Origin of the sequence: Pseudomonas sp. MWU318, from assembly GCF_016756945.1 — a bacterium.
GTDB lineage: Bacteria > Pseudomonadota > Gammaproteobacteria > Pseudomonadales > Pseudomonadaceae > Aquipseudomonas > Aquipseudomonas putida_A.
On sequence record NZ_JAESJL010000016.1, the window covers coordinates 44,776 to 70,246 of the forward strand.

Sequence of the window (25,471 nt, forward strand, 5' to 3'; positions counted from 1 at the left end):
TGCGGTCGGATCATCATGACACAAGCCTTCGGCCAAACATAACCGAGTCTCGAATGTGGCCTTTATAGTGGCCGACAATTGGGACAATAGTCAGCGGTAGTTGTTCTGAATCTGACGAAGTAGGACAATTGCCGGCTTCACGTCACCATCAGCGACCTTGAATGGCCTTCCTTGCACTCGGTATTAACCACAAGACTGCTTCAGTAGACGTCCGCGAGCGCGTGGCCTTTACCCCTGAGCAGCTGGTGGAGGCCTTGCAGCAGCTCTGCCGACTCACCGACAGCCGCGAAGCTGCGATCCTCTCCACCTGCAATCGCAGTGAGCTGTATATAGAACAGGATCAGGTTTCGGCTGATCTGGTTCTGCGCTGGCTGGCCGATTATCACCATTTAAGCCTCGATGAGCTGCGCGCGAGTGCTTATGTGCATGAAGATGATGCGGCAGTTCGTCACATGATGCGCGTCGCCTCCGGGCTCGACTCGCTGGTGCTGGGCGAACCGCAGATTCTCGGCCAGATGAAATCGGCCTACGCCGTGGCGCGTGAGGCCGGGACCATCGGCCCGCTGTTGGGGCGGCTGTTTCAAGCGACGTTCAATGCCGCCAAGCAAGTGCGTACCGACACCGCCATCGGCGAAAACCCGGTGTCCGTGGCGTTTGCCGCGGTCAGCCTGGCCAAGCAGATTTTCAGCGACCTGCAACGCAGTCAGGCCCTGCTGATAGGCGCTGGCGAGACCATCACGCTGGTCGCCCGCCATTTGCATGAGCTGGGGGTCAAGCGCATCGTGGTCGCCAACCGTACGCTGGAGCGCGCCAGCCTTCTGGCCGAGCAGTTCGGCGCGCACGCGGTGCTGCTGTCGGACATTCCGGCAGAGTTGGTGCGCAGCGATATCGTGATCAGTTCGACCGCCAGCCAGTTGCCGATCCTCGGCAAGGGCGCGGTGGAAAGCGCGCTGAAGCAGCGCAAGCACAAGCCGATCTTCATGGTCGACATCGCCGTACCCCGCGACATCGAGCCGGAAGTCGGCGAACTCGACGACGTTTACCTGTACAGCGTCGACGATCTGCACGAAGTGGTTGCCGAGAACCTCAAAAGTCGTCAGGGCGCAGCCCAGGCGGCGGAAGAGATGGTCTCGGTCGGCGCCGACGATTTCATGGTGCGTCTGCGTGAGCTGGCGGCGGTCGATGTGCTCAAGGCTTATCGGCAACAGAGCGAACGCCTGCGCGACGAGGAGCTGCAAAAAGCCCTGCGTCTGCTGGCCAACGGCGGCAACGCCGAAGACGTGCTCGGGCAACTGGCCCGTGGCCTGACCAATAAACTGCTGCATGCGCCAAGCGTGCAGCTGAAAAAGCTTTCTGCCGAAGGCCGCCTCGATGCGCTGGCCATGGCCCAGGAACTCTTTGCCCTCGAGGGCTCACCGGATAGTTTTTCGGATAAAAAACCGCAATGAAAGCGTCACTGCTCAACAAGCTGGACACCCTCCAGGACCGTTTCGAGGAACTGACCGCGCTGCTCGGCGACGGCGAAGTCATTGCCGATCAGGCCAGATTCCGCGCTTATTCCAAGGAATACGCCGAACTCGAGCCGGTGGTACAAGGCTATAAAAAGCTGCTCGACGTACAAAGTGATCTTGAAGGCGCCCAGGCGCTGCTCAAGGACAGCGACCCGGACATGCGTGAAATGGCCGTGGAAGAAGTCCGCGAAGCCAAGGAATTGCTGATCAGGCTGGAAGATGATCTGCAGCGCATGTTGCTGCCCAAGGATCCCAATGACGGGCGTAACGTCTTTCTCGAAATTCGCGCCGGTACCGGTGGCGACGAGGCGGCGATCTTCTCCGGCGATCTGTTCCGCATGTACTCGCGTTACGCCGAACGACGTGGCTGGCGCGTGGAGATTCTTTCGGAAAACGAAGGCGAGCACGGAGGCTATAAAGAAGTCATCGCTCGCATTGAAGGCGACAACGTTTACGGCAAGCTGAAATTCGAGTCCGGCGCGCACCGCGTACAGCGTGTACCTGCCACCGAATCCCAGGGCCGTATCCACACCTCGGCCTGCACCGTGGCGGTGTTGCCCGAGCCGGACGAGCGCGAAGCCATCGAGATCAACCCGGCGGATCTGCGTGTCGACACTTATCGCTCCTCAGGGGCCGGTGGTCAGCACGTCAACACCACCGACTCGGCAATCCGCATCACGCACATACCGACCGGCACCGTCGTCGAGTGTCAGGAAGAACGTTCCCAGCACAAGAACCGTGCCCGGGCGATGGCCTGGCTGTCGGCCAAACTCAACGATCAGCAGACCGCCGCAGCTGCCAATGCGATTGCCAGCGAGCGTAAATTGCTGGTCGGTTCCGGTGACCGTTCCGAGCGCATTCGAACGTACAACTTTGCCCAGGGCCGGGTCACCGACCATCGCGTCAACCTGACCCTGTACTCCCTCGATGAAATCCTCGCCGGTGGCGTTGAAGCGGTGATCGAGCCTTTGCTGGCCGAATACCAGGCCGACCAACTTGCAGCGATAGGTGAATAAATGACCATCATTGCCAGTCTGTTGCGCGCCGCCGAACTGCCGGACTCGCCCACCGCGCGCCTGGATGCCGAATTGCTCCTGGCCGCGGCACTGGGCAAATCGCGAAGCTTCCTGCACACCTGGCCCGAGCGCATCGTACCCAGCGAAGCGGTGCTGATTTTTACCGAGTACCTGCAACGGCGTCGAAGTGGCGAGCCGGTGGCCTACATCCTTGGTCAGCAGGGGTTCTGGAAGCTCGATCTGGAAGTCGCGCCGCACACGCTGATCCCGCGCCCGGACACCGAGTTGCTGGTCGAAGCCGCACTGGAACTGCTGGCGGCAACGCCGGCGAACGTCCTGGATCTGGGCACCGGCAGCGGCGCGATTGCGTTGGCCCTGGCCAGCGAGCGTCCGGCGTGGAACGTCACGGCGGTGGATCGCGTGCTGGAAGCCGTGGCCCTCGCCGAACGCAACCGTCAGCGTTTGAACCTGAGCAACGCCACGGTGCTGAGCAGTCACTGGTTCAGCGCCCTCACAGGCCAGCGTTTCCATCTGATCATCAGCAATCCGCCATACATCGCCGCCGCCGACCCGCATCTGGTCGAAGGCGACGTGCGCTTCGAGCCGACCAGTGCGTTGGTGGCCGGTGTCGACGGGCTCGACGATCTGCGTCTGATCGTCGCCCAGGCCCCGGATCATCTGGAAGCCGGCGGCTGGCTGATGCTCGAACACGGCTATGATCAAGCCGAAGCCGTGCGTGATCTGTTGCTGACTCGCGGGTTCGAAGAGGTTCACAGCCGCACCGATCTGGGCGGCCATCAACGGATCAGCCTGGGGCGCCTGCCGTGCTGAATGATCAGGAATTGCTGCGCTACAGCCGGCAGATTCTGCTGCAACACATCGACATCGACGGGCAGCTGAAGCTGAAAGACAGCCGCGTGCTGATCGTCGGCCTCGGCGGTCTCGGTGCCCCGGTCGCGCTGTATCTCGCGGCGGCCGGTGTCGGTGAATTGCATCTGGCGGATTTCGACACGGTCGACCTGACCAACCTGCAGCGCCAGATCATTCATGACACCGACAGCGTCGGCATGAGCAAGGTCGACTCGGCGCTCAAGCGCCTGAGCGCGATCAATCCCGAGATTAAACTGGTGCCTCATCGTCAGGCGCTGGACGAGGATTCCCTGGCCGCCGCCGTTTCGGCGGTGGATCTGGTGCTCGACTGCTCCGATAACTTCTCCACTCGCGAGGCGGTCAACGCCGCGTGTGTGGCCGCGCGCAAACCGCTGGTCAGCGGCGCGGCGATTCGTCTGGAAGGGCAGTTGTCGGTGTTCGACCCGCGTCGCCCGGAAAGTCCGTGCTACCACTGCCTGTACGGGCATGGCAGCGAAGCCGAACTGACGTGCAGCGAGGCCGGTGTGGTCGGGCCCCTGGTGGGGCTGGTTGGCAGCCTGCAGGCGCTTGAAGCGTTGAAAGTGCTGGTGGGCTTTGGCGAACCGTTGGTGGGGCGTTTGCTGTTGATCGATGCACTGGGTTCGCGCTTTCGTGAACTGCGGGTCAAGCGCGATCCGGGGTGCAGTGTCTGTGGTTCGCAGCATGCGTGAGGCACCCATCGCGGTGTTCGATTCCGGTGTCGGCGGCTTGTCGGTACTGGCTGAAATCCAGCGTTTGCTGCCCCATGAATCCCTGCTGTATTTCGCCGATTGCGGGCACATTCCCTACGGCGAGAAAACCCCGGAGTTCATCCGCCAGCGCTGCAATGTGATGGCCGGATTTTTCCGGGAGCAGGGCGCCAAGGCCCTGGTGATCGCTTGCAACACAGCGACGGTGGCCGCGGTTGCCGATCTGCGCCGTGATTTTCCCGAGTGGCCGATTGTCGGCATGGAGCCAGCGGTCAAACCTGCAGCTGCCGCCACCCGCAGTGGTGTGGTTGGTGTACTCGCCACCACCGGCACGTTGCAGAGTGCCAAGTTCGCCGCGTTGCTCGACCGCTTCGCCGCTGACGTTCGCGTCATCACCCAGCCGTGCCCCGGCCTGGTGGAACTGATTGAAAGCGGTGATCTGCACAGCGCCGAGTTGCGCACGTTGCTGCAGCACTACGTCGATCCGCTGCTGGCCAACGGTTGCGACACGATCATTCTCGGTTGCACTCACTATCCGTTTCTCAAGCCGATGCTCAAGACGATGATTCCCGACAGCATCAGCCTGATTGACACTGGTGCAGCCGTAGCGCGGCAACTGCAACGGTTGCTGGCCGAACGTAATCTGCTCGCCGAGGGGCCGAACCGCCCGGTCAGATTCTGGACCAGCGCCGACCCCGAGTTCTTCCGCAAGACCCTGCCCCTGTTGGGTCAGGTTGCCGGCGACGTCGAAAAATTCAGCTTGTAAAAAAAATGTGAAATAACTAAAAAAACAGCTGAACTTATAATCAGGCGCTAGCTTCTATAGCGATGAGTTATCTAGAAAACCAAACGATCGTTCCGGAAAAGGAAGTTTCAACGTGAAGCGACTATTCTGCTTGGCCGCGATTGCGGCCGCACTGATGGGGCAAAGTATTACCGCACAAGCCGCAGGCGTTGAGTTTGCAGTGGGTGCGACCAGCGATTCGACCATGACCTATCGCCTGGGCATGAATTTCGATTGGGACAAGAGCTGGCTGCAAAGTGACGTCGGTCGCCTGACCGGTTACTGGAGCGGCGCTTACACTTACTGGGAGGGTGACAAGACTTCGAGCAACAACAGCCTGTCGTTCTCCCCGGTATTCGTTTACGAGTTTGCCGGTCAGTCGGTCAAGCCGTATGTTGAGGCGGGCATTGGTGTGGCAGCGTTCTCCAACACCAAGTATGAGAGCAACAACATCGGCGGCTCTTTCCAGTTCGAAGACCGTATCGGTTTTGGTCTGCGCTTCAATGGCGGGCATGAAGTGGGGATTCGTGCGACGCACTATTCCAACGCCGGCCTGGCCAGCAGCAACGACGGTGTAGAAAGCTACGCGCTGCATTACACGATGCCGCTGTAAGCACAATCAAAAGATCGCAGCCTTCGGCAGCTCCTACAGGAAACCCAATCCCCTGCAGGAGCTGCCGCGGGCTGCGATCTTTTTGCATCTAATCAACGGTAGGCAGTGGCAATGCCTTTGCGTTCTTCAATGCACTCCGGTGCGCCCATCTCGAATTCGCGACAGATCAGCGGACGTTTCTCATAGATCGTGCACATCATGCTGTCGCGATCCAGCGCCGCGCACCAGCCGTCGTCCAGACGCAGCATCACTTCACCACCCCACTCATCAGTATCGATAAAGCGCTCAGGCACGCCGGTGTCGGTGATCAGCATCACTTCGAGTTGGCAACAGCACGCTGCGCAGGTCGAACAGGTGACCGCGGGCTCGGTGATTTGCTGGTGGGGAATGGTTTTCATGCTGCGCAGTGTAAGGCAGCCGCCGGTTGCTGTGTGAAAGGCCTGACAGACGCTCAGTGGGCCAATCGCCGAGCCATCGCATGCAGCAGCGGAAACAGCAGCGCCCAGAGCAGGCCGATGCCGATCAGGGTCGGCAGTTCACCGTAGGGAAACTGCACCCCGGCCAAACGTCCACCGCCGTAATAGGAGATGGCGCCACCCACTGCGCCTAGCACGCTGGCCAGCCACCAGGGCCGGGCGCTCCATTGCAGGCAGTGCCGCAACGTGGTGGCGAGCAAGGCCCATAGCAACATCAGCCACAGCGGAATCAGTGGCGACAGATCCTGGAATTCGAACACGCCGGCAGCGCGCAACAGACTGTCTACGGCTGTACCGACAAGCACCACGCTGAGGATCAGGCGACCTTCCGCCGCCCAACTGCTGATCCAGCCCAGGTGAATCACCAACACCGCCAGCGCCAGCAGCAGCCACAGACTGTTGCCGCCGAGCACACAGGCCAGCCAGCCGAGCTGGAACAGCACGGCATTGGTCAGCCGCTCAAGCATCGAAGCGTCCGAGCAACGGCGCCGGCATTGCGGCCGGTTTGGCCAGCAGCAGTTGCGCGGTGCCGATGGTGCGCTCCAGAAACCCGCCCTCGCAGTAGCACAGGTAAAACTCCCACAAGCGCAGGAAGTAATCGTCGTAACCCAATTCGCTCAAGCGGCCATGGGCGCGGCGAAAGTTTTCGTGCCACAGGCGCAGGGTGCGGGCGTAGTGCAGGCCGAAGTCTTCCATGTGCAGCAGGTTCATATCGGTCTCGCGGCTGACCACTTCGAGCATCTTCTGCACGCAGGGCAGGGCGCCGCCGGGGAAGATGTAGCGCTGGATGAAGTCGACGCCGCGCTTGGCCTGCTCGTAGCGCTGCTCGCGGATGGTGATCGCCTGCAACAGCATCAGGCCGTTGCTCTTGAGCAGGTGCGCGCATTGCTTGAAATAGGTGGGCAGGAAGCGGTGACCGACCGCTTCGATCATCTCGATCGACACCAGTTTGTCGTACTCGCCGGTGAGGTCGCGATAATCCTTGAGCAGCAGTGTCACCCGATCCTGCAACCCCAGTGCTTCAATGCGCCTGGCGGTAAACGCGTACTGCTCTTTCGACAGCGTCGTGGTGGTGACACGGCAGCCGTAGTGCTGCGCGGCGTAGAGCGCCATGCTGCCCCAACCGGTGCCGATCTCCAGCAGGTGATCTTCGGGCTTGAGTGCGAGCTTCTGGCAGATCCGTTCCAGCTTGTTCAACTGAGCCTGTTCCAAGCTGTCGTCGGGACTGAGGAACTGCGCCGCCGAATACATCATGGTCGGGTCGAGAAACTGTTCGAACAGATCGTTGCCGAGGTCATAGTGCGCCGCGATGTTTTTCTGCGAACCCTTGCGCGTGTTGCGGTTGAGCCAGTGCAGGCCTTGCACCAGCGGCCGGCTGAGGCGGGCCAGACCGCGCTCCATGGCGTCGAGCACGTCGAGGTTGCTGACGAACACGCGCACGACCGCCGTCAGATCCGGTGAACTCCAGTAACCGTGGATAAACGCCTCGCCCGCGCCAATCGATCCGTTGCCGGCGACCATGCCCCACACCGCCGCGTCCTGCACATGGATTTCGCCGAGCAGGTGGCTGCCCGGCGTACCGAACATCAGGCGTTCGCCGTCCTCGACCACCAGCAACTGCCCGTGTTTGAGCTGACTGAGTTGCCGCAAAACGCCGCGACGCAGCAGCGAACCGGTCAAACCGTTGGTGCTGAAGCGACTGACCGACAGGCTAGAGGATTTCATGGCGGTGCTCCTTGGGAGGCACAGTGGCGATCTGAAAGCTGCCGTCGGCAGCCTGATGAGCAAAAATCGGGGCACGCTTGAGCAACAGGCGCACGGCTTGCCAATAAATCGCCAGACAGGTTTTCGCGGTCATCCACGGAAAACGTCGCAAGTAGCGGTGCAGGCTGTGGCGGTCGAGGGGTTCGCGCTGCAGATTGAGCGTGGCGTCGAACAGCTTGTGCTCACCCTGCCAGTCGGCCATGTGCACACCGAGCTTTTGCGCAGCCGGGCTGAAGCTCATGCGGTACTCGAGGTCACGCGGCAAAAACGGCGAGACATGAAAGGCCTTGGCCACGGCGAAGTGTTGGTGAAAGTCTCGTAAGTCGGTCGGCGTCCGGGCCGGCAGCACGTAGTGATAACGTTCGCGCCACGGCGTGTTGGTGACTTCGCAGAGAATCGCCGCCAGTTGTCCGTCGGCCTCGTGGCAATAAAAGAAGCTCACCGGATTGAACGCCAGACCCCAACTGCGCGGTTGGGTCAGCAGGCAGATCGAACCCTGCGGTTGATGGCCGATGGCGACGCCGACTTGCTGGCGCACCGCATCGATCAGGCGCATGCCGCTGCCGGTGAAGGTTTTCAGGTAGTCGGTTTCGCGAAACGAAAACGGTGCAAAGCGGCTGCGACCGGCAAACGGCGACAGTTCGAACACGGCGTCCTGTTCCGCCAGATCGAGGTACAACAGACCGATCCGGTAACGGAATTCGTGGCGTCTGGGCGAAAAGCGCCGATGGCCAATCCAGCCGCTGTACAGGGCGCTGTTCATAAGCTTTCCCCGAACGCGGCGGCCACGCGCAACGCGCTGACCACGCCGTCCTCATGAAAGCCGTTGGCCCAGTAGGCGCCGCAATAATGGGTGTGCTGCTGACCGTCGATTTCTGCCCAGCGGTTCTGCGCCGCTACCGCCGCGAGGCTGAATTGCGGGTGGGCGTAGGTGTATTTGGCGAGCACCTTGAACGGGCTGATCCCGGCGCTCTGATTGAGGCTGACGCAGAACGTCGTGTCACTCTGAATACCCTGCAGGATGTTCATGTCGTAAGTGACGGCCGCGTGGGTATGGCCGGCGCCGCTCAAGCGATAGTTCCAGCTGGCCCACGCCAGTTTGCGGGTCGGCAGCAGACGGGTATCGGTATGCAGCACAACTTCGTTATCGGCATAGGGCAGGGCGCCGAGGATCGAGCGTTCCGCCTGGCTTGGCGTGCCAAGCAATTGCAGGGCCTGGTCGCTGTGGCAGGCGAGCACGACTTTGTCGAAACGCTCGATACCGGCCGGGCTGTGGATAACCACGCCATGTTCATCGCGATCGATGCGCGTCACCGGGCAACTGAGGCGGATCTTGTCCTGGAACGCTGCGGTCAGTGGCGCGACATAGGCACTGGAGCCGCCCTCGATCACCTGCCATTGCGGGCGATCACTGACTGACAGCAGGCCATGATTCTTGAAGAAGCGCACAAAGAATTGCAGCGGGAAATTGAGCATCTCGGCCATCGGCATCGACCAGATCGCCGAGCCCATCGGCACGATGTAATGCAGGATGAAACGTTCGCCATAACCGCCAGCCTTGAGGTAATCGTCGAGCGTGGTATCGGCGGCAATGCGCTGTTCGGCGAGGTCGCGCTGGGCTTCTTTATTGAAGCGCAGAATGTCGCGCAACATGCGCCAGAACCCCGGGGACAGCAGGTTGCTGCGCTGGGCGAAGAGGCTGTTGAGGTTGTTGCCGTTGTATTCCAGACCGGTGTCCGGGTCGGTGACCGAGAAGCTCATTTCCGTCGGTTTGAACGACACGCCGAGCTGGCCGAGCAATCGAATGAAGTTCGGATAGGTCCAGTCGTTGAACACGATGAACCCAGTGTCCACGGCATATTCGCGGCCATCGACGGTTACCTGCACGGTGTGCGTGTGACCGCCGACCCAGTCGCTGGCCTCGAACACCGTGATGTCGTGTCGGCGATTGAGCAGGTGGGCGCAGGTCAGGCCGGCGATCCCGCTGCCGACAATGGCAATCTTCATATCGGGTCTCGCAGCGGTGGGTTGCTGCGCACCATGCGCTTGCCGATCGCCAGTTGCAGGCGCGCCGGCAGCTTCGACAGTGGCCACAGCGCCGCCATGAACAGTGCCGGAAAGGCGATCTCCAGCGGACGATCCTTGAGCTTGGCGAAGATGTGCCGCGCCGCTTTATCCACAGGCCAGCTCAACGGCATCGGGAAGTCGTTTTTCGCGGTCAGCGGGGTTTCGACAAAACCCGGGCTGATGATGGTGACATCGATGCCCTCGACGGCCAGGTCGATCCGTAGCGATTCGAACAGATAGCGCAGCCCGGCCTTCGACGCGCCGTAGGCTTCGGCTCGGGGCAGCGGCAGGTAGGTCACGGAACTGGCCATGCCGATCAGATGCGGCGCGGTGCCTTTGCGCAGCAACGGCAGGGCTGCTTCGATGCAGTAGCTGCTGGCGAGCAGGTTGGTGCGCACCACGTGTTCGATGATCGAGGCATCGAACTGGCGGGCGTCGACATACTCGCAGGTGCCGGCATTGAGAATTACGCTGTCCAGTGAGCCCCAGGCCTGTTCGATCTGCTGGCCGATTTCGCGCACGGTCTGACTGTTGGTCAGGTCGCCGGCCACCACCAGCACTTGCCCCGGGTAGCGTTGCGACAGCACTTTGAGCGGTGCAACCTGACGCGAGCTTACAGCCAGATGCGCGCCGCTTTTCAGAATGTCTTCAGCCAGTGCTGCGCCGATGCCACTGCTGGCACCGGTCAGCCAATAACGCCGTGGAGGTGTACGACTCATCCCATTCTCCTTTTCAACCAGGCGATCACCCGGCCCAATACGGGTAAATGTTCATACAGCATGGCCCCGGCATCGAAATAATCCCGGTGGCGATAAACCTTGTCCCGCCACAGCAGGTGCGAACACCCGGCGACGCGAATCAATTGACCACCGGCCAGACGCGGGTGGCGGTAACTCATGACCCAGCGCAGGTAACCTTCACCGTCAGCGATCTGGTCGAAGCCGTGGAAATCGAAGCGCAGTTCGCTGACGTTGGCGTACAGCTCGCTGAAGTAATGTCGCAGTTGCTTCAAACCCTGCACTTCATGCAGCGGGTCGGTGAAGTGAATGTCATCGCTGTACAGCTCGCCCAGACGTTGCAAGTTGTCTTTGTTCAACTCGGCGAACTGGCGGGCGAAGCGGCGCAGGAATTCACTCATGAACTTCATCCATAGACGAGCGCGACGGCAGGTTCTTGAAAGCCGCCAGCGCGCGTTCGCGCGAAGCCCCGAGATTGACGATCGGCGACGGATAGTTGGCGACGCTGAACAGCCCGCCGGCGCTGGCCGGGTTGTGTACTTCCTTCTTGTTCAGACCGGCCAGTTCAGGCAGCCAGTGCTTGATGAACAGGCCTTCGCTGTCGAATTTTTCCGATTGGCTCAACGGATTGAAGATGCGGAAGTACGGTGCCGAATCGGTGCCGGTCGAAGAGCTCCATTGCCAGCCACCGTTGTTCGCCGCCAGATCGCCGTCGATCAGGTGGCGCATGAAAAAGCGCTCGCCTTCACGCCAGTCGATCAGCAGATTCTTGGTCAGGAACATCGCCACAATCATCCGCAAGCGGTTATGCATCCAGCCGGTTTCCAGCAGTTGGCGCATGGCCGCATCGATGATTGGCAAACCGGTGCGTGCCTCTTGCCAGGCCGCCAGATCGTCCGGCGCATCACGCCAGGCCAGGGCTTCGGTTTCCGGGCGAAATGCGCGGTGGCGCGAAACCCGTGGGTAGCCGACCAGAATGTGTTTGTAGAACTCGCGCCACAGCAGCTCGTTGATCCAGGTCACCGCGCCGACCTTGCCACTGTCGAACTCGCCCTGATTGCTTTGCAGGGCCGCATGCAGGCATTGGCGCGGCGAGATTACCCCGGCGGCGAGGTACGCCGACAGTTGGCTGGTGCCGGGTTTGGCCGGGAAGTCGCGTTCGCTCTGGTAGTAGTCGATCTGCGCGTCGGCGAAGGTATCGAGACGGCGCCGGGCTTCCTGTTCGCCGGCCGGCCACAGTGCGCGCAAAGACTCGCTCGGCGTTGCAAAACCGGCGACGGATGCCGGTACCGGATCGCTGTCGATGTTCAGCTCTGCCTGTTTGCCGGGCGTCTTCACCAGCGCCGGCATCGAGCGGTGCAGGCGTTCATAGCAGACCTTGCGGAACTGGCTGAACACCTGAAAGTAGGTTTCGGTTTTGGTCAGTACCGTACCGGGCTTGAACAGCAGTTGGTCAAGGTAACTGTGGAAAGCGATGCCTTTGCTCTTCAGGGCCACCGCCACCGCGGCGTCGCGCTGGCTTTCGTGGATGCCATATTCTTCGTTGACGTGCACAGCCTGAATATTCAATTGCACACAAAGCTCGAGCAGCACCGCCGGGGCCTGATCCCAATGATTGGCGGTGCGCAGCAGCAACGGGATGTTCAGCTCGCCGAGGCGACTGCTCAGCTCACGCAGGTTGCGCAGCCAGAAGTCGACCTTGCACGCGGCGTCGTCATGTTCCAGCCATTGCTGCGGGCTCAGCAGATACACGGCAAATGTTGGCCCGCGCGTTGCGGCGGCCGCGAGAGCGGTGTTGTCATGTTGGCGCAAATCGCTGCGCAGCCAGATCAATTGCATCGCGGTTTCCATTAAATCAGCCCACGCTGAACCAGTTCCTGATGCGCCGAGAGCGGGTCTTCGGCCAGGATCAAATCAGCGATCTCATGGGGTCTTACGGACAACTCGGTCTGGTGGATGCATACCGTTGGTCCGACCAGCAGTTTAGGGGCACTGACGCCATTCAGCAGTTTTGGCAGTTGCGCCAGATTCATCGCCTTGCTGGAGTACAGCAGCACGCCGCGCGCTTGCAGATGGTCGACCGCCAGCGCGAGTTCTCCGGCCGTCAGCGGCCAGTCGAACACTTGCACCGGGCAATCGGCGCTGCTGATTAGCCACGCGCACAACCACAGGTGCGGTTCCAGTGGCAGGTCGGAGTGATTGATCAACAGCAGCGGAGCGGTGTGTAACTGTCGATTGTTATGGTAGATGCGCGCGCCGAATTTGCTGCGCAACCACGAATAAAAGAACACCCGTTCCATCTGTGCACCGAACTGGCCCTGCCAGCGTTGCTCGAGCTCGGCCAGCAGTGGCAGCAGCAATTGCTCGCACAGGGTGCGTGGCGGATACAGGGCCATGGCCTGATTGATGCTGTCGTCGAGGCTGCGTTCGTTGAGGCGAGTGACGGCGTCGAGCAACACCTGGCGCTGGCGCTGCCAGTCGTTTGCCACCGTCTCGGTAAAGGCTTGCGGAGTGTCGAGAAGCGGCTTGACCTGACTGACCGCGACGCCGCGGTTGAGCCAGGTCAGGATGGTCAGGATTTGTTGCACATGTTCGCTGGAATACAGGCGATGGCCCTTGGGCGTACGTTGCGGCACGACCAGCCCGTAACGGCGCTCCCAGGCGCGCAGGGTGATGGCGTTGACCCCGGTCTGCCGCGCCACTTCGCGGATGGGCAGCCAGCCCTCGTCGAGGGCTTTCTTGAAGTCGGCACCTAGGTCTTCCTGGGCGCTGGTGTCGAGTTTGTCGTTCATTAAATGGCGTTTCGCAAGCTGAGATTTTCCGGGTGCGGCTGCAGGTAAACCTGTTGCGCAATGTAGGGATCCGGGTGTTGGCGAAAGTGATGCTTGAGCAAGGTCAACGGCACCACCAGCGGCACGATGCCATGGCGGTACTGGCCGATCACATGCTGCATTTCCTGTTTGTCTTCAGGGCTGATCGCCTGTTTCAGATAGCCGCTGATGTGCTGCAGGACATTACTGTGGGTGCGGCGGGTGGCGCATTTCTTCAACGCGCTCATCAACTCGCTGAAATAATGCGGGCCGAGTTCGACCGGATCGGTCTTGCCCATGTTGCCCAGCAGTTTGCCCAGGGCTTTGTATTGCTCCGGGTTGTGCGCCATCAGCAGGTATTTGTAGCGCGAGTGGAATTCGGTCAGTGCGCGGCGACTCAAGCCTTGTTCGAGCACCTGTTGCCAGGCGCTGTAGGCGAGCACGCGGGTGATGAAGTTTTCTCGCAGCACCGGATCGTTCAGGCGCCCGGCTTCTTCCACCGGCAGGTCAGGGTGCTGCGCGCAGAACGCCTGAGCGTAGATGCCACGGCCGCCGCCGTTCACCGGCGCGCCATTGGCGTGATAGACCTTGACCCGCTCCAGACCGCAGGAAGGCGACTGCTGCATGAAGATGTAGCCGCAGATGTCATCAAGCTCGCCAGCCATTTTCTGCCCGTAGGCCGCCAGCGGTTCAGTGACATTGATTTGCGGGTTGACCGTGCCGATGGCTTGGGGAGCATCGGGATCGCCGACCAGGCGGATCGGTTCGCGGGGGATGCCCAGGCCAATGGCAACTTCGGGGCATACCGGCACAAATTCGAAATGCTCGGCAAGGGTGCGGCTGCACAGCCGCGATTCTTTATGCCCACCGTTGAAGCGCACTTCGGCGCCCATCAGGCAGGCGCTGATGGCGATTTTTGGCCGGGAAGCAGAAAGATCGGACATGCACACCTCGAATCTATTCCTGTACAGATATTAATCTCTGTACAACTTTTCCTCAGCATAGATTCATGCGTGTACAAGTCAACTCATTTGTATAAGTTTTTTGCGGATTCCCCAATCCCCCGTAGGAGTGAGCTTGCTCGCGATAGCGGTATGTCAGCAGCCTTGATGTTGCCTGATACGACGCCATCGCGAGCAGGCTCACTCCTGCAGGATGTTTATTTCCAGCCCAGTAGCCAGTGATCGTTGTTCTTCAGCGTCTGCCAATCGAGGCGTTCGGCGCGCTTGGTCAGCACCGCCTGCAACTCAATCTCCAGCACCGTGCCTTCCTCATCACGGAACAGCTCGGTGACCAGAAAATGTTTTTCGCGGTTTTGCGGGTGGGCTGCTGTCCACTTCGACAGCAGCAGTTTTTGCGGATTGATACGGTTCACTGCAGGTTCTCGTGCAAGCGGCGCGCGGCTTCCTGACCGCTGAGCCAGGCGCCTTCGACACGCCCCGACAGGCACCAGTCGCCACAGGCGTAGAGGCCCAGATCGGCGTCGGCCAGCGTGCCCCATTCATGGCCGGTCGCAGGGCGGGCGTAGAGCCAGCGGTGGGCGAGGCTGAAGGTCGGAGCGGGCATCGCACTGTGCAACAGTTCGGCGAATGCACCGTGCAGTTGCTCGATGACAGCTTCCTTGGACAGGTCGATGTGTTGCCGACTCCAGGCGCTGCTGGCGTGCAGCACCCAGGTGTCGCAGGTGGTATCGCGCCCCGGTTTACTGCGATTGCGTGCAAGCCAGTCGATGGGGCTGTCCTGCACGAAGCAGCCTTCGATCGGCGTATCCAGTGGCGTATCGAAGGCGAGGGCGACGGCCCAGGTCGGGTCCATTTTCACCCCGGCGGCGGCGCCAGCGAGTTTTGGTGCGGCAGCCAGCAATGCAGTGGCTTGCGGCGCTGGCGTCGCAATCACCACGTGACTGAAAGGACCGTGGGTAAAGCCTTCGGCGTCCTGCAGGTGCCAGTGTTCTTCACCGCGAAACACCTCGGTGATACGGCAGGCGAAGTGCACTTCCAGACCGTCGAGCAAACCCCGGGTGATCGCGCTCATGCGTGGCGTGCCGACCCAGCGCGTCTGTTCGTCCGGCGACAGATTCAGTTGTCCGCCCTGAAAGGTGTAGAGCTGCGGCGTCCACTCGGCGACCCAGCCCAGGCTCTGCCAGCGTTGCACTTCCGTGACGAAACGCCGGTCGCGGGCGGTGAAGTATTGCGCGCCCATGTCCAGCGAACCGGCGTCGCTGCGTTTGCTCGACATGCGTCCGCCACTGCCGCGGCTTTTGTCGAAGAGCTGGACGGTGTGTCCGGCCTCTGTCAGCGCCTGCGCGGCGGAGAGTCCGGCGATGCCGGTGCCGATGATTGCGATAGGTACAGTCATAGGGGCCTCGTTTACCTTTCTGTACAGACTACGCCGTCAATGAAACCTGTACAATTTTGTTTTTTGGTATAACTTCTAGCGTTCTCGTTCTGACAGCTTGGCCTATGGTTAAACAATAGAGCCTGCCCGATAGAAAAGATCCCTGCTTATAAAAATAGACTAGTGATCCGGGTAAAACGCCACGCGAGGAAGAAGTCATGCGCATATTGCTGACCGGCGGTACTGGTTTGATAGGCCGTCAGCTCTGCCGACACTGGTCGGGGCAGGGCCATCAATTGACGGTGTGGAGTCGACGCCCGGAAAAGGTCGCGAAAATCTGTGGCGGGCAGGTGCGCGCGATTGCGCGCCTCGAAGACTTCGGCAACGAGCCGTTGGACGCCGTGGTCAACCTGGCCGGTGCGCCGATCGCTGATCGGCCATGGACCCATCGGCGCAAGGCGTTGTTGTGGAGCAGCCGCATCACGCTCACCGAAACCCTGCTGGCCTGGCTGGAAACACGGCAGCAGAAACCGCCGTTGTTGATCTCCGGTTCGGCTGTTGGCTGGTACGGCGACGGCGGCGAACGCGAGCTGACCGAAGATTCGCCGCCAGTGATCGACGACTTTGCCAGTCAGTTGTGCATTGCCTGGGAGGAAACCGCGCAACGTGCCGAGGCTCAGGGCATTCGTGTGGTGCTGGTGCGAACCGGGCTGGTGCTGTCGGCCGAGGGCGGCTTTTTGTCGCGGCTGTTGTTGCCGTTCAAACTCGGGTTGGGTGGGCCGCTGGGCAATGGTCGGCAGTGGATGCCGTGGATTCACATCGATGATCAAATCGCCCTGATTGATTTTCTTCTGCACCGCGATCAGGCGAGCGGTCCTTATAATGCGTGCGCACCGAAACCGGTGCGCAATCGCGAGTTTGCGAAGACGCTGGGCAGCGTACTGCACCGCCCGGCGTTCATGCCGATGCCGGCCCTGGCGCTGAAGGTCGGGCTTGGCGAAATGTCATTGCTGTTGCTGGGTGGCCAACGGGCCATGCCGGCACGCTTGCTGGAAGCGGGTTTCACTTTCCAGTTCACGGATTTGCGCGCGGCTTTGGATGATCTCTCCGGCCGCCTTTGAAATAGGACGATGCATGACCGATCACGCCTTGCTTCTGGTCAACCTGGGTTCCCCGGCCTCCACCTCGGTGGCCGATGTACGCAGCTACCTCAATCAATTTCTGATGGACCCGTATGTGATCGACCTGCCGTGGCCGGTGCGGCGGCTGTTGGTGTCGCTGATCCTGATCAAGCGCCCCGAGCAATCGGCCCATGCCTACGCTTCGATCTGGTGGGAGGAGGGCTCGCCGCTGGTGGTGCTGAGCCGCCGCCTGCAGCAACAGATGACCACTCAGTGGACCCATGGCCCGGTGGAACTGGCCATGCGTTACGGCGAGCCTTCGATTGAAACCAGGTTGCTGCAACTGGTGGCTGCGGGGCACAAGCGCATCACGCTGGCACCGCTTTATCCACAGTTCGCCGACAGCACCACCACCACGGTGATCGAAGAAGCCAAGCGGGTGATTCGCGAGAAGAAGCTCGATGTAAAACTCTCGGTGCTGCAACCGTTTTACGATCAGCCTGAGTACATCGACGCGCTGGTCGCCAGCGCTACCCCGCATTTGCAGCAGGACTACGATCACTTGCTGCTGAGCTTCCATGGCTTGCCGGAGCGGCACCTGACCAAGCTCGATCCGACTGGCAGTCACTGCTTGAAAAATGAGGATTGCTGCAAGAATGCCTCGCCGGCAGTCCTGGCCACCTGTTACCGCGCCCAGTGCATGCGCACCGCCGCCGAGTTCGCCAGGCGCGCGGGCATTGCCGATGGCAAATGGTCGGTGTCGTTTCAGTCGCGTCTGGGGCGGGCAAAGTGGATCGAACCCTACACCGAAGCGCGGCTGGACGAGCTGGCGCAAAGCGGGGTGAAGAAGATTCTGGTGATGTGTCCGGCGTTTGTCGCCGATTGCATCGAGACGCTGGAAGAGATCGGTGATCGCGGCAAGGAACAGTTCCGCGAAGCGGGGGGCGAGGAGCTGGTGCTGGTGCCGTGCCTGAATGACGACCCGCAATGGGCGAAGGCGTTGGCAACCCTGTGCGAGAGAGCGCCGTTGGCCCTCTGAAAGCATCGCGAGCAGGCTCGCTCCCACAGGGGATCTTCAGCGCACCGAAGATCAATGTGGGAGCGAGCCTGCTCGCGAAAGCTATCTGTCAGACAACAAGCATCCAGACCCTTAGATCAGCGGCTCATCCGCCTTCTTGTTCTTCCAGCCATCATTGCCCGGCAGAATCAGGTTCAGCGCAATCGCCACCACCGCGCACAGCGCGATGCCTTTGAGGCCGAAGTCGTCCGGGCCAGTGCCGGTGCCGACCAGCACACCGCCGATACCGAACACCAGGGTCACCGACACGATCACCAGATTGCGCGCCTCACCGAGGTCGATCTTGTGACGAATCAAAGTGTTCATCCCCACTGCCGCGATCGAGCCGAACAGCAGGCACAGAATCCCGCCCATCACCGGCACCGGAATGCTTTGCAGCAGCGCGCCGAACTTGCCAATGAACGCCAGGGTGATGGCGAAGATCGCCGCCCAGGTCATGATTTTCGGGTTGTAGTTCTTGGTCAGCATCACCGCGCCGGTCACTTCGGCGTAGGTGGTGTTCGGCGGGCCGCCAAACAGACCGGCCGCCGTGGTGGCGATGCCGTCACCGAGCAGGGTGCGATGCAGGCCCGGCTTCTTCAGATAATCACGACCGGTCACGCTGCCCACGGCAATTACGCCGCCGATATGCTCGATGGCCGGAGCCAGGGCTACCGGAACGATGAACAGGATCGCCTGCCAGTTGAACTCCGGCGCGGTGAAGTGCGGCAGCGCAAACCACGGTGCAGCGGCAATCTTCGCGGTATCGACCACGCCGAAATAGAACGACATGGCGAAACCCACCAGCACCCCGGAAATGATCGGCACCAGGCGGAAGATGCCTTTCCCGAACACCGCCACGATCAAGGTGGTCAGCAGTGCCGGCATCGAGATCATCATCGCGGTCTGGTAGTGGATCAGCTCGGAACCGTCACCCGCCTTGCCCATCGCCATGTTCGCGGCAATTGGCGCCATGGCCAGGCCGATGGAGATGATCACCGGACCAATCACCACTGGCGGCAGCAGACGGTCAATGAAACCGGTGCCTTTGATTTTCACGGCGAGGCCGAGGAAGGTGTAGACGAAACCGGCCGCCATCACGCCGCCCATGGTCGCGGCGAGGCCGAACTGGCCCTTGGCGAGAATGATCGGGGTGATGAAGGCAAAGCTCGACGCGAGGAACACCGGCACCTGACGCCCGGTGACGATCTGGAACAGAATCGTCCCCAGACCCGCGGTAAACAGTGCCACGTTCGGGTCAAGCCCCGTGATCAGCGGCATCAGCACCAAGGCGCCGAAAGCCACGAACAGCATCTGGGCGCCGGACAGCACCGTGCGCCAGAGCGGATCGTTGAACTCTTGCTGCATGCTCACGCGTCCTTCTGCTTGGTACCGAAGATCTTGTCACCGGCATCGCCAAGCCCTGGGATGATGTAACCGTGTTCGTTCAGACGCTCATCGATGGACGCGGTGTAGATGGTCACGTCCGGGTGAGCCTTTTCTACGGCGGCAATGCCTTCCGGCGCAGCAACCAGCACCATGGCGCGGATGTCCTTGCAGCCGGCCTTCTTCAGCAGGTCGATGGTCGCGACCATGGAGCTGCCGGTGGCGAGCATCGGGTCGATGATCATCGCCAACCGTTCGTCGATTTCCGGAACCAGTTTTTCCAGGTAAGTGTGCGCTTGCAGGGTTTCTTCGTTGCGGGCAACGCCCACAGCGGAAACCTTGGCACCCGGGATCAGGCTCAGCACGCCTTCGAGCATGCCGATGCCGGCGCGCAGGATCGGCACGACGGTGATCTTCTTGCCGGCGATTTTCTCCACCGACACAGTGCCGCACCAACCGGCGATATCGTAGGATTCGAGCGGCAGATCTTTTGTAGCTTCATAGGTCAACAGGGCGCCGACTTCCTGAGCAAGCTCACGGAAATTCTTGGTGCTGATATCGGCGCGGCGCATCAGGCCGAGTTTATGGCGGATCAGCGGGTGGCGGATCTCGAGGATGGGCATGGAAAAACTCCGGCGGCGGGCAAAAAAACCGGCCTAGATTAATCTATCCGAGGGTGATGTCCTATAGGACATTGAGTACGTTAGTCCATTAAGGCTTGATTCGACCTCACGGGATGCGTACCTTTGCCCGCTTTTCCGAAAACATCCCCCTGGAGAGCGCCATGTCCGCTGATCTCGAGCATATCCGTCAAATCATGCGAGAGGCTGACTGCCTGTACACCGAATCTGAAGTCGAGGCCGCCATCGCCCGCGTCGGTGCACAAATCAACGAACAACTGGCCGACAGCAACCCGGTGGTGTTCTGCGTGATGAACGGCGGCCTGATCTTCTCCGGAAAACTGCTGACTCACCTGCAATTCCCGCTGGAAGCGTCCTACCTGCACGCGACCCGTTATCGCAACGAAACCAGCGGCGGCGACCTGTTCTGGAAAGCCAAGCCGGAAGTCTCGTTCATCGACCGCGACGTGCTGATCATCGACGACATCCTCGACGAAGGTCACACCCTGGGCGCGATCATCGACTTCTGCAAACACGCCGGCGCGCGCAAAGTGCACACCGCCGTGCTGATCGACAAGGATCACGACCGCAAGGCGCGTCCTGACCTGAAGGCAGACTTCGTCGGCCTGCCGTGCATTGACCGCTACATCTTCGGTTACGGCATGGACTACAAAGGTTACTGGCGCAACGCCAACGGGATCTTCGCCGTTAAAGGCATGTAAGCAAGATCAAAAGATCGCAGCGTGCCGCAGCTCCTACATGGGATTGATGTACACCCTGTAGGAGCTGCGGAACGCTGCGATCTTTTGCTTTTAAAAGACTGCTAAAGTGCTCGGCCCCGCCCCCGGAGCCTGTCATGAGCCTTCTGATCCGCAGTCTTGCCGCCCTGTTGCTGACCCTCAGCCTGCCCCTGGCCGCCGCCCCGGCGCCGATGCACAGTCAATTTCTGCCGCCGGATGATCTGACCCTGCGCGATGCCGAACCCGAGCAGCAACAATTGCTGCAAGTCACCGATTATTCGGTGGTGGTCGGTGCGCAACGCCAGTCCAATCAGCAGCCGATTCCGGTCACGTCGCCGCTGATGATTCGCCTCAAGGGTAAGTCACTGAACAAGGGCGCAACCATCGCCCAGGTGCTGGTCAGTTTCGATGGCGAAAGCAAAAGCCTGAAAAAACCGGCTTATGACGACAAGAGCAAAACCCTGACCCTGTTTTACCCGCTGGCCCAGTACCGGGTGGTGATCGATCTGCTGCGCAACGACACGGTGTATGTACAGTTCCTCAGTTACGCCAACGGCCACATCTGGGCCGATCTGCACACCGGGGCCGTTCGTGCGCGTTGAGCCTGGTGGCTGGGCAGGGGTAAACTGCCCGCCCCGTGTAATGTCTGCGAGCTGGAGTCGGCAATGCGTAAAGATAAGAAACAGGTGATTGGTGACGAGATCGGCGATGAGCAGATCAAGCTGTTCCTCGATTTTGAACCGGTCGACGCCACTTCGCCGTCGCTGCACAAACTGATCAAGGCCTACCGTGGCCTGCGCATCGACGATTTCGAGCGTTTCCTGACGTTTTTCGTCGCGGCCGGTTACGACGTGGATGGCAAGGACGCGCAGGGCCAGACCTTCGTTGAGCTGATCAAGGATCAGCGTAACGCGGCCGAGTACATCGAGCTGATCGACAAGGCTCGCGGTTAAGAGCAAAAGACAAGATCAAAAGATCGCAGCTTGCGGCAGCTCCTACATGGGATTTGTGTTTACCCTGTAGGAGCTGCCGAAGGCTGCGATCTTTTGCTTTTCAGGGCCATAAAAAAACGCCCCGCACTCACTGAGTGCGGGGCGTTTTTTTATGGCGCAAGATCAAGCGAAGCTTGGGGTCTCGCTGCTTTCTTCAACCAGTTCCAGGGCGATGTTGTTCTGCGTGTTGATCTTGCGATACAGCGCAGCATCGGTTTCCAGAACCTTCTCGCGGGCCGGGAAGATCTCCGCCAGTTTGGCCGCCCACTCACCCTTGGCCTTGGCCGGGAAGCATTTCTCGATCAGCTCGAGCATGATCGAAACGGTTACCGAAGCACCTGGCGAAGCGCCGAGCAGGGCGGCGAGGGAGCCGTCTTTCGCCGCAACCAGTTCGGTACCGAATTGCAGGATGCCGCCTTTTTTCGGGTCTTTCTTGATGATCTGTACCCGTTGGCCGGCCACTTCCAGGCGCCAGTCCTCGGCTTTCGCCTCAGGGTAGAAGCGGCGCAGGGATTCCAGACGCTGCTCCATCGATTGCATCACTTCGCTGACCAGGTACTTGGTCAGGTCCATATTGTTTTTCGCCACCGCCAGCATCGGGCCGATGTTGCCGGCGCGAACCGACAGCGGCAGGTCCATGAAGGAGCCGTGCTTGAGGAACTTGGTGGTGAAACCGGCGTATGGCCCGAACAGCAGGGATTTCTTGCCATCGACCACACGGGTGTCCAGGTGCGGCACCGACATCGGTGGCGAACCGACTGCCGCCTGGCTGTAGACCTTGGCCTGGTGGTGCTTGACCACTTCCGGGTTGTCGCAACGCAGCCACTGGCCGCTGATCGGGAAGCCGCCGAAGCCTTTGCTTTCTTCGATGCCCGAAGCCTGCAGCAATGGCAGAGCCGCGCCGCCAGCGCCGAGGAAGACGAACTTGGCGTCGACTTCACGGCTGGCGCCGCTGTTGACGTCCTTGATGCTGACGGTCCAGCCGGCGCCGTTACGCTTGAGGCCGGTGACGCGCTTGCAGTACTTGACCTGGGTGTCCGGTGCGCTGGTCAGGTGCTTGAGCAACTGATTGGTCAGGGCGCCGAAGTTGACGTCGGTGCCGTTCATCACGCGGGTCGCGGCCAGGACTTCGTCCGGCGAGCGGCCGGGCATCATCAGCGGCATCCACTCGGCCATCTTGGCCTTGTCTTCGGTGTATTCCATGTCGGAGAAGGCGTGGTGCTTGTGCAGCACGTTGAAGCGTTCCTTGAGGAACGACACGCCTTTGTCACCCTGAACGAAGCTCAGGTGCGGCACCGGGCTGATGAAGGATTTGCACGAGCCGAAGGTGCCTTTCTTGGTCAGGTACGACCAGAACTGCTTGGACACTTCGAACTGGGTGTTGATGTGCACGGCTTTCTTGATATCGACGCTGCCGTCGGCTGCCTGCGGCGTGTAGTTCAGCTCGCACAGGCCGGCGTGGCCGGTACCGGCGTTGTTCCACGGGTTGGAACTCTCCGCAGCACCAGAATCCATCAACTCGACGACTTCCAGCTTGATCGCCGGGTCGAGCTCTTTGAGCAGTACTGCCAGGGTGGCACTCATGATGCCGGCCCCTACCAGAACTACGTCGACTGCTTCGTTATGCGCCATTTAACGCGTCTCCAAAATCTGCAGCACCAAATTGTCGGCATGGCTGCCAGGGAGTGACGGGGCAGGTCAGTTGCGCCCCGGATACCCATGGTCAGGTTCGTCATGTCCGAATCTTCGCAATTTTTCGCAACTTCGACGGATGCATGCGGCCTGGCTTCAAGAGCTCCATGAACTCATTTCAGCACGCGGCTGGCAATTCGACTTATGGTCGAGACATCCGTTTTTGTGCAACCAAATCCGTAGCGGACAGGCTTCAGGCTCCGATGTTCGAGGTATACCCGGTCCTGTGTCGTTGGGCTGTTTCAGACGCTAATGGTGCATGTTCAGACGCAAAACTTTTCATTTGCTCGCCACACTCTTGTGAAGTTGTGAAAACCCGTTTTTTTCACGCTCTTTTGAAGACGTGAACCTCAAAAAAGGGCTGTCCAGGCCTGGCACCCTGCCCGCAAGGGCAAAACAACGCGGTGGCCGAGCGTCATGACAGCTCTGCAGATTCGCGAAAAGCGGGGTTTTTGCCGGAAGAACAGGCAAGCGCGCCAACTTCACTCGATCTGTGTGGGCGGCTCTCTGTGGGCGATTTGGGTGTCGATGCATGCGCATTGACGGTGTTGCGGGGCCCGATCAGGAGACGTCCTTATAATCGGGGGGAGATTGTATCGAAGAAATGCGGGCAGTTGCTCGTGTTTAATGACTTTTATTAGGCATCCGGTCAGATGCTCAACATCGCTTGCACGCGTGCGCGGGTCTGCGACGGTATGACGCGGGCGCTGGCGGGCAGTGGCTGGTGCAACCAGTTGAGGCGGATTTCTTCGATTTCCACCCAACCATCGCCCATCGGTTGCAGGCTGCACTGTTTGAATGCCTGGCAATGACCGTTGCGGTCGAGCAGGGCAAAGCTGCGGTGCAGTGGTCGTGGGGCGAACAACGAGATCAGATAGCGCATGGCGAGTACCTTGTTGGGGACTGGTTTGAAGCTTGCCAGGCGGCCGTGACGCCAAGGTGTATGGGCGGTGAATAATCTGTGACAGGAACCGCATTCCCACGGCCGGGTCAGACATTTGAGTATTCACTGTCGGGTGCTGGTGACCCGCAGTGGCCCACCGCTATACTGCCGGCCTGTTTGTGCCTGATTCTGGAGAAAAGAGCATGTTGCAACGCCTGTTGTTCGGTTTGATCACTGTGACCAGTTTGACCCTGGTTGGCTGCGCCCACAGCCCGCAACAACTGAGCCCGGAACCGAAGCTGACCACGCAGTTGGCCCCGGTCGGCCATGGCCAGCAAGTGGTGGTGCGTGTGGTTGACGGTCGTCCGTCGCCAACCCTCGGCACCCGCGGCGGCCTGTACCCGGAAACCAGCGCGATCACCGTGCAGCGCGAGCAGATCCTGCCCAAGTTGCAGGCGCAGGCTGAAGCCGCCGTACGTCTGCTCGGCTTCACCCCGACCAGCAACGGGATGAACGCTCCGCAATTGACCGTGACCCTGACCGAGCTGAAGTACCAGTCGCCGAAAGAAGGCATGTACGTGACCGAAGCCACCATCGGCGCGACCTTCCGCTCCGACGTGCAGAGCGGCAACCGTCGCTACAGCGGTCGCTACGGTGCTTCGCTGGATCAGCGTTTCGGCATGGCGCCGAATCAGGAAACCAACACCAAGCTGGTCAGCGACGTGTTGAGCGATGCCCTGACCCGTCTGTTCAAGGACCCGACCGTGGGTCAGATTCTCGCCGAGTAAGCTGTTCGGCTGATGTGAAAAAGCCCGGCGCCAGTGATGGCTCCGGGCTTTTTCATGCCCACTGAGGCCCCGCTGATCCCCTGTAGGAGCTGCCGCAGGCTGCGATCTTTTGACTTTGATTGTCAAAAACAAGATCAAAAGATCGCAGCCTGCGGCAGCTCCTACAGGGGGGCGATGGTGTTCAGGCGGCTTGTGAATAGAAGTCGAGAACGCTCACGCCGGTCAGCAGGTCAGTCTCCGGCAAATCCGCATGCTGATGCCCGCCGAGGGCGCAATACACCAGCCAGTGGCGATCCTGAACATTGAAGGCAAGGCTGCCGACGAGGCTTTGTTGTTCGTCGGTCGGGGTGATGAGGTACAGGCGATCCTGGTTTTCGGCGTGCAGCATGTCGCGTTCCATGTGTGTTTCGAGGCGCGCATGGTGGCCGATGTAAATGACGATGCCGTGACACAGGACAGCCATCGGTCGATTGTCAGGT

The 25,471-nt window shown here is 60.6% G+C and carries 29 protein-coding genes; 12 read left to right on the top strand and 17 right to left on the bottom strand.

What is annotated here, in order from left to right; translation table 11 throughout:
• Window positions 1-161 precede the first annotated feature (161 nt).
• From hemA to JN524_RS26415, 6 genes are all read left to right on the top strand, one after another.
• Window positions 162-1,448, top strand: a complete 1,287-nt coding sequence (gene hemA, locus JN524_RS26390) for a glutamyl-tRNA reductase (RefSeq protein WP_027612235.1) — start codon at window positions 162-164, stop codon at window positions 1,446-1,448.
• Window positions 1,445-2,527: a peptide chain release factor 1 gene (gene prfA / locus JN524_RS26395; protein WP_202371223.1), complete on the top strand. Its 1,083-nt coding sequence runs from the start codon at window positions 1,445-1,447 to the stop codon at window positions 2,525-2,527. Before hemA ends, prfA begins: the two co-directional genes overlap by 4 nt.
• Window positions 2,528-3,358 (top strand): peptide chain release factor N(5)-glutamine methyltransferase, encoded by an 831-nt coding sequence (prmC, locus tag JN524_RS26400; protein ID WP_202371224.1) that lies wholly within the window; start codon window positions 2,528-2,530, stop codon window positions 3,356-3,358. It abuts the gene before it with no gap.
• On the top strand, window positions 3,352-4,107 hold the full coding sequence (locus JN524_RS26405) for a molybdopterin-synthase adenylyltransferase MoeB (protein ID WP_027612232.1): 756 nt from the start codon (window positions 3,352-3,354) through the stop codon (window positions 4,105-4,107). Before prmC ends, JN524_RS26405 begins: the two co-directional genes overlap by 7 nt.
• On the top strand, window positions 4,100-4,891 hold the full coding sequence (gene murI, locus JN524_RS26410) for a glutamate racemase (protein WP_202371225.1): 792 nt from the start codon (window positions 4,100-4,102) through the stop codon (window positions 4,889-4,891). Before JN524_RS26405 ends, murI begins: the two co-directional genes overlap by 8 nt.
• Before the next feature lie 112 nt (window positions 4,892-5,003).
• Window positions 5,004-5,522 carry an acyloxyacyl hydrolase gene (locus JN524_RS26415; protein ID WP_027612230.1) on the top strand — a complete coding sequence of 173 codons (519 nt, stop codon included), beginning with the start codon at window positions 5,004-5,006 and terminating at the stop codon, window positions 5,520-5,522.
• Window positions 5,523-5,614: 92 nt separating this feature from the next.
• Here JN524_RS26415 and JN524_RS26420 read toward each other — a convergent pair whose 3' ends face one another.
• The 12 genes from JN524_RS26420 to JN524_RS26475 all read right to left on the bottom strand — a co-directional run bounded on the left by JN524_RS26420 (window position 5,615) and on the right by JN524_RS26475 (window position 15,734).
• Window positions 5,615-5,920: a YkgJ family cysteine cluster protein gene (locus tag JN524_RS26420; RefSeq protein ID WP_007967664.1), complete on the bottom strand. Its 306-nt coding sequence runs from the start codon at window positions 5,918-5,920 to the stop codon at window positions 5,615-5,617.
• 53 nt (window positions 5,921-5,973) lie between these two features.
• The gene (locus JN524_RS26425) at window positions 5,974-6,465 is read right to left on the bottom strand and encodes a DUF2878 domain-containing protein (protein WP_202371226.1); all 492 of its coding nucleotides are present in this window, start codon (window positions 6,463-6,465) and stop codon (window positions 5,974-5,976) included.
• Entirely contained in the window at window positions 6,458-7,723 is a 1,266-nt protein-coding gene (locus tag JN524_RS26430) for an SAM-dependent methyltransferase (RefSeq protein WP_202371227.1), read from the bottom strand. The genes JN524_RS26425 and JN524_RS26430 overlap by 8 nt, the downstream gene beginning before the upstream one ends.
• The gene (locus JN524_RS26435) at window positions 7,710-8,525 is read right to left on the bottom strand and encodes a DUF1365 domain-containing protein (RefSeq protein ID WP_202371228.1); all 816 of its coding nucleotides are present in this window, start codon (window positions 8,523-8,525) and stop codon (window positions 7,710-7,712) included. The genes JN524_RS26430 and JN524_RS26435 overlap by 14 nt, the downstream gene beginning before the upstream one ends.
• Window positions 8,522-9,769, bottom strand: a complete 1,248-nt coding sequence (locus JN524_RS26440; protein ID WP_202371229.1) for an NAD(P)/FAD-dependent oxidoreductase — start codon at window positions 9,767-9,769, stop codon at window positions 8,522-8,524. Before JN524_RS26440 ends, JN524_RS26435 begins: the two co-directional genes overlap by 4 nt.
• Window positions 9,766-10,548, bottom strand: coding sequence for an SDR family NAD(P)-dependent oxidoreductase (locus JN524_RS26445; RefSeq protein ID WP_095136816.1), 783 nt, complete (start codon window positions 10,546-10,548; stop codon window positions 9,766-9,768). The genes JN524_RS26440 and JN524_RS26445 overlap by 4 nt, the downstream gene beginning before the upstream one ends.
• Window positions 10,545-10,967 (bottom strand): nuclear transport factor 2 family protein, encoded by a 423-nt coding sequence (locus tag JN524_RS26450; RefSeq protein WP_202371230.1) that lies wholly within the window; start codon window positions 10,965-10,967, stop codon window positions 10,545-10,547. The genes JN524_RS26445 and JN524_RS26450 overlap by 4 nt, the downstream gene beginning before the upstream one ends.
• Entirely contained in the window at window positions 10,960-12,405 is a 1,446-nt protein-coding gene (phrB, locus tag JN524_RS26455) for a deoxyribodipyrimidine photo-lyase (protein ID WP_202371231.1), read from the bottom strand. The genes JN524_RS26450 and phrB overlap by 8 nt, the downstream gene beginning before the upstream one ends.
• An 11-nt stretch (window positions 12,406-12,416) precedes the next feature.
• Window positions 12,417-13,358 (bottom strand): MerR family transcriptional regulator, encoded by a 942-nt coding sequence (locus tag JN524_RS26460; RefSeq protein ID WP_202371232.1) that lies wholly within the window; start codon window positions 13,356-13,358, stop codon window positions 12,417-12,419.
• On the bottom strand, window positions 13,358-14,320 hold the full coding sequence (locus JN524_RS26465) for a YbgA family protein (RefSeq protein ID WP_202371233.1): 963 nt from the start codon (window positions 14,318-14,320) through the stop codon (window positions 13,358-13,360). Before JN524_RS26465 ends, JN524_RS26460 begins: the two co-directional genes overlap by 1 nt.
• 215 nt (window positions 14,321-14,535) lie before the next feature.
• Window positions 14,536-14,751 (bottom strand): TIGR02450 family Trp-rich protein, encoded by a 216-nt coding sequence (locus tag JN524_RS26470; protein ID WP_103485753.1) that lies wholly within the window; start codon window positions 14,749-14,751, stop codon window positions 14,536-14,538.
• A complete protein-coding gene (locus JN524_RS26475) occupies window positions 14,748-15,734 on the bottom strand; it encodes an NAD(P)/FAD-dependent oxidoreductase (RefSeq protein ID WP_202371234.1) in 987 nt (328 codons plus the stop codon). Before JN524_RS26475 ends, JN524_RS26470 begins: the two co-directional genes overlap by 4 nt.
• Window positions 15,735-15,931: 197 nt before the next feature.
• Here JN524_RS26475 and JN524_RS26480 point away from each other — a divergent pair, with 197 nt between their 5' ends.
• Window positions 15,932-16,834 carry a TIGR01777 family oxidoreductase gene (locus JN524_RS26480; RefSeq protein ID WP_202371235.1) on the top strand — a complete coding sequence of 301 codons (903 nt, stop codon included), beginning with the start codon at window positions 15,932-15,934 and terminating at the stop codon, window positions 16,832-16,834.
• 13 nt (window positions 16,835-16,847) lie between these two features.
• Window positions 16,848-17,873: a ferrochelatase gene (hemH, locus tag JN524_RS26485; RefSeq protein ID WP_202371236.1), complete on the top strand. Its 1,026-nt coding sequence runs from the start codon at window positions 16,848-16,850 to the stop codon at window positions 17,871-17,873.
• A gap of 111 nt (window positions 17,874-17,984) precedes the next feature.
• Here the strand turns inward: hemH and JN524_RS26490 are convergent, their stop codons facing one another.
• On the bottom strand, window positions 17,985-19,259 hold the full coding sequence (locus tag JN524_RS26490) for a uracil-xanthine permease family protein (RefSeq protein WP_003228120.1): 1,275 nt from the start codon (window positions 19,257-19,259) through the stop codon (window positions 17,985-17,987).
• A gap of 2 nt (window positions 19,260-19,261) precedes the next feature.
• A complete protein-coding gene (upp, locus tag JN524_RS26495) occupies window positions 19,262-19,900 on the bottom strand; it encodes a uracil phosphoribosyltransferase (protein ID WP_007912842.1) in 639 nt (212 codons plus the stop codon).
• Window positions 19,901-20,061: 161 nt separating this feature from the next.
• Between upp and JN524_RS26500 the strand changes: the two genes are divergently transcribed.
• The 3 genes from JN524_RS26500 (at window position 20,062) to JN524_RS26510 (ending at window position 21,590) form a co-directional block, all read left to right on the top strand.
• A complete protein-coding gene (locus tag JN524_RS26500) occupies window positions 20,062-20,619 on the top strand; it encodes a hypoxanthine-guanine phosphoribosyltransferase (RefSeq protein ID WP_016987197.1) in 558 nt (185 codons plus the stop codon).
• Window positions 20,620-20,753: 134 nt separating this feature from the next.
• A complete protein-coding gene (locus tag JN524_RS26505; RefSeq protein WP_202371237.1) occupies window positions 20,754-21,239 on the top strand; it encodes a hypothetical protein in 486 nt (161 codons plus the stop codon).
• 63 nt (window positions 21,240-21,302) lie between these two features.
• On the top strand, window positions 21,303-21,590 hold the full coding sequence (locus JN524_RS26510; RefSeq protein ID WP_202371238.1) for a PA4642 family protein: 288 nt from the start codon (window positions 21,303-21,305) through the stop codon (window positions 21,588-21,590).
• Window positions 21,591-21,752: 162 nt separating this feature from the next.
• Here the strand turns inward: JN524_RS26510 and mqo are convergent, their stop codons facing one another.
• Together mqo and JN524_RS26520 are read right to left on the bottom strand one after the other, a co-directional pair.
• Window positions 21,753-23,261 (bottom strand): malate dehydrogenase (quinone), encoded by a 1,509-nt coding sequence (gene mqo / locus JN524_RS26515; protein WP_027612214.1) that lies wholly within the window; start codon window positions 23,259-23,261, stop codon window positions 21,753-21,755.
• Between the two features lie 709 nt (window positions 23,262-23,970).
• Window positions 23,971-24,204 (bottom strand): hypothetical protein, encoded by a 234-nt coding sequence (locus JN524_RS26520; RefSeq protein ID WP_202371239.1) that lies wholly within the window; start codon window positions 24,202-24,204, stop codon window positions 23,971-23,973.
• A gap of 203 nt (window positions 24,205-24,407) precedes the next feature.
• Here JN524_RS26520 and JN524_RS26525 point away from each other — a divergent pair, with 203 nt between their 5' ends.
• Window positions 24,408-24,992, top strand: coding sequence for a YajG family lipoprotein (locus tag JN524_RS26525; RefSeq protein WP_003228101.1), 585 nt, complete (start codon window positions 24,408-24,410; stop codon window positions 24,990-24,992).
• A 181-nt stretch (window positions 24,993-25,173) separates the two neighbouring features.
• On the opposite strand, the gene JN524_RS26530 is transcribed toward JN524_RS26525, so the two are convergent.
• Window positions 25,174-25,380 (bottom strand): hypothetical protein, encoded by a 207-nt coding sequence (locus JN524_RS26530; protein ID WP_027612213.1) that lies wholly within the window; start codon window positions 25,378-25,380, stop codon window positions 25,174-25,176.
• Window positions 25,381-25,471 lie beyond the last annotated feature (91 nt).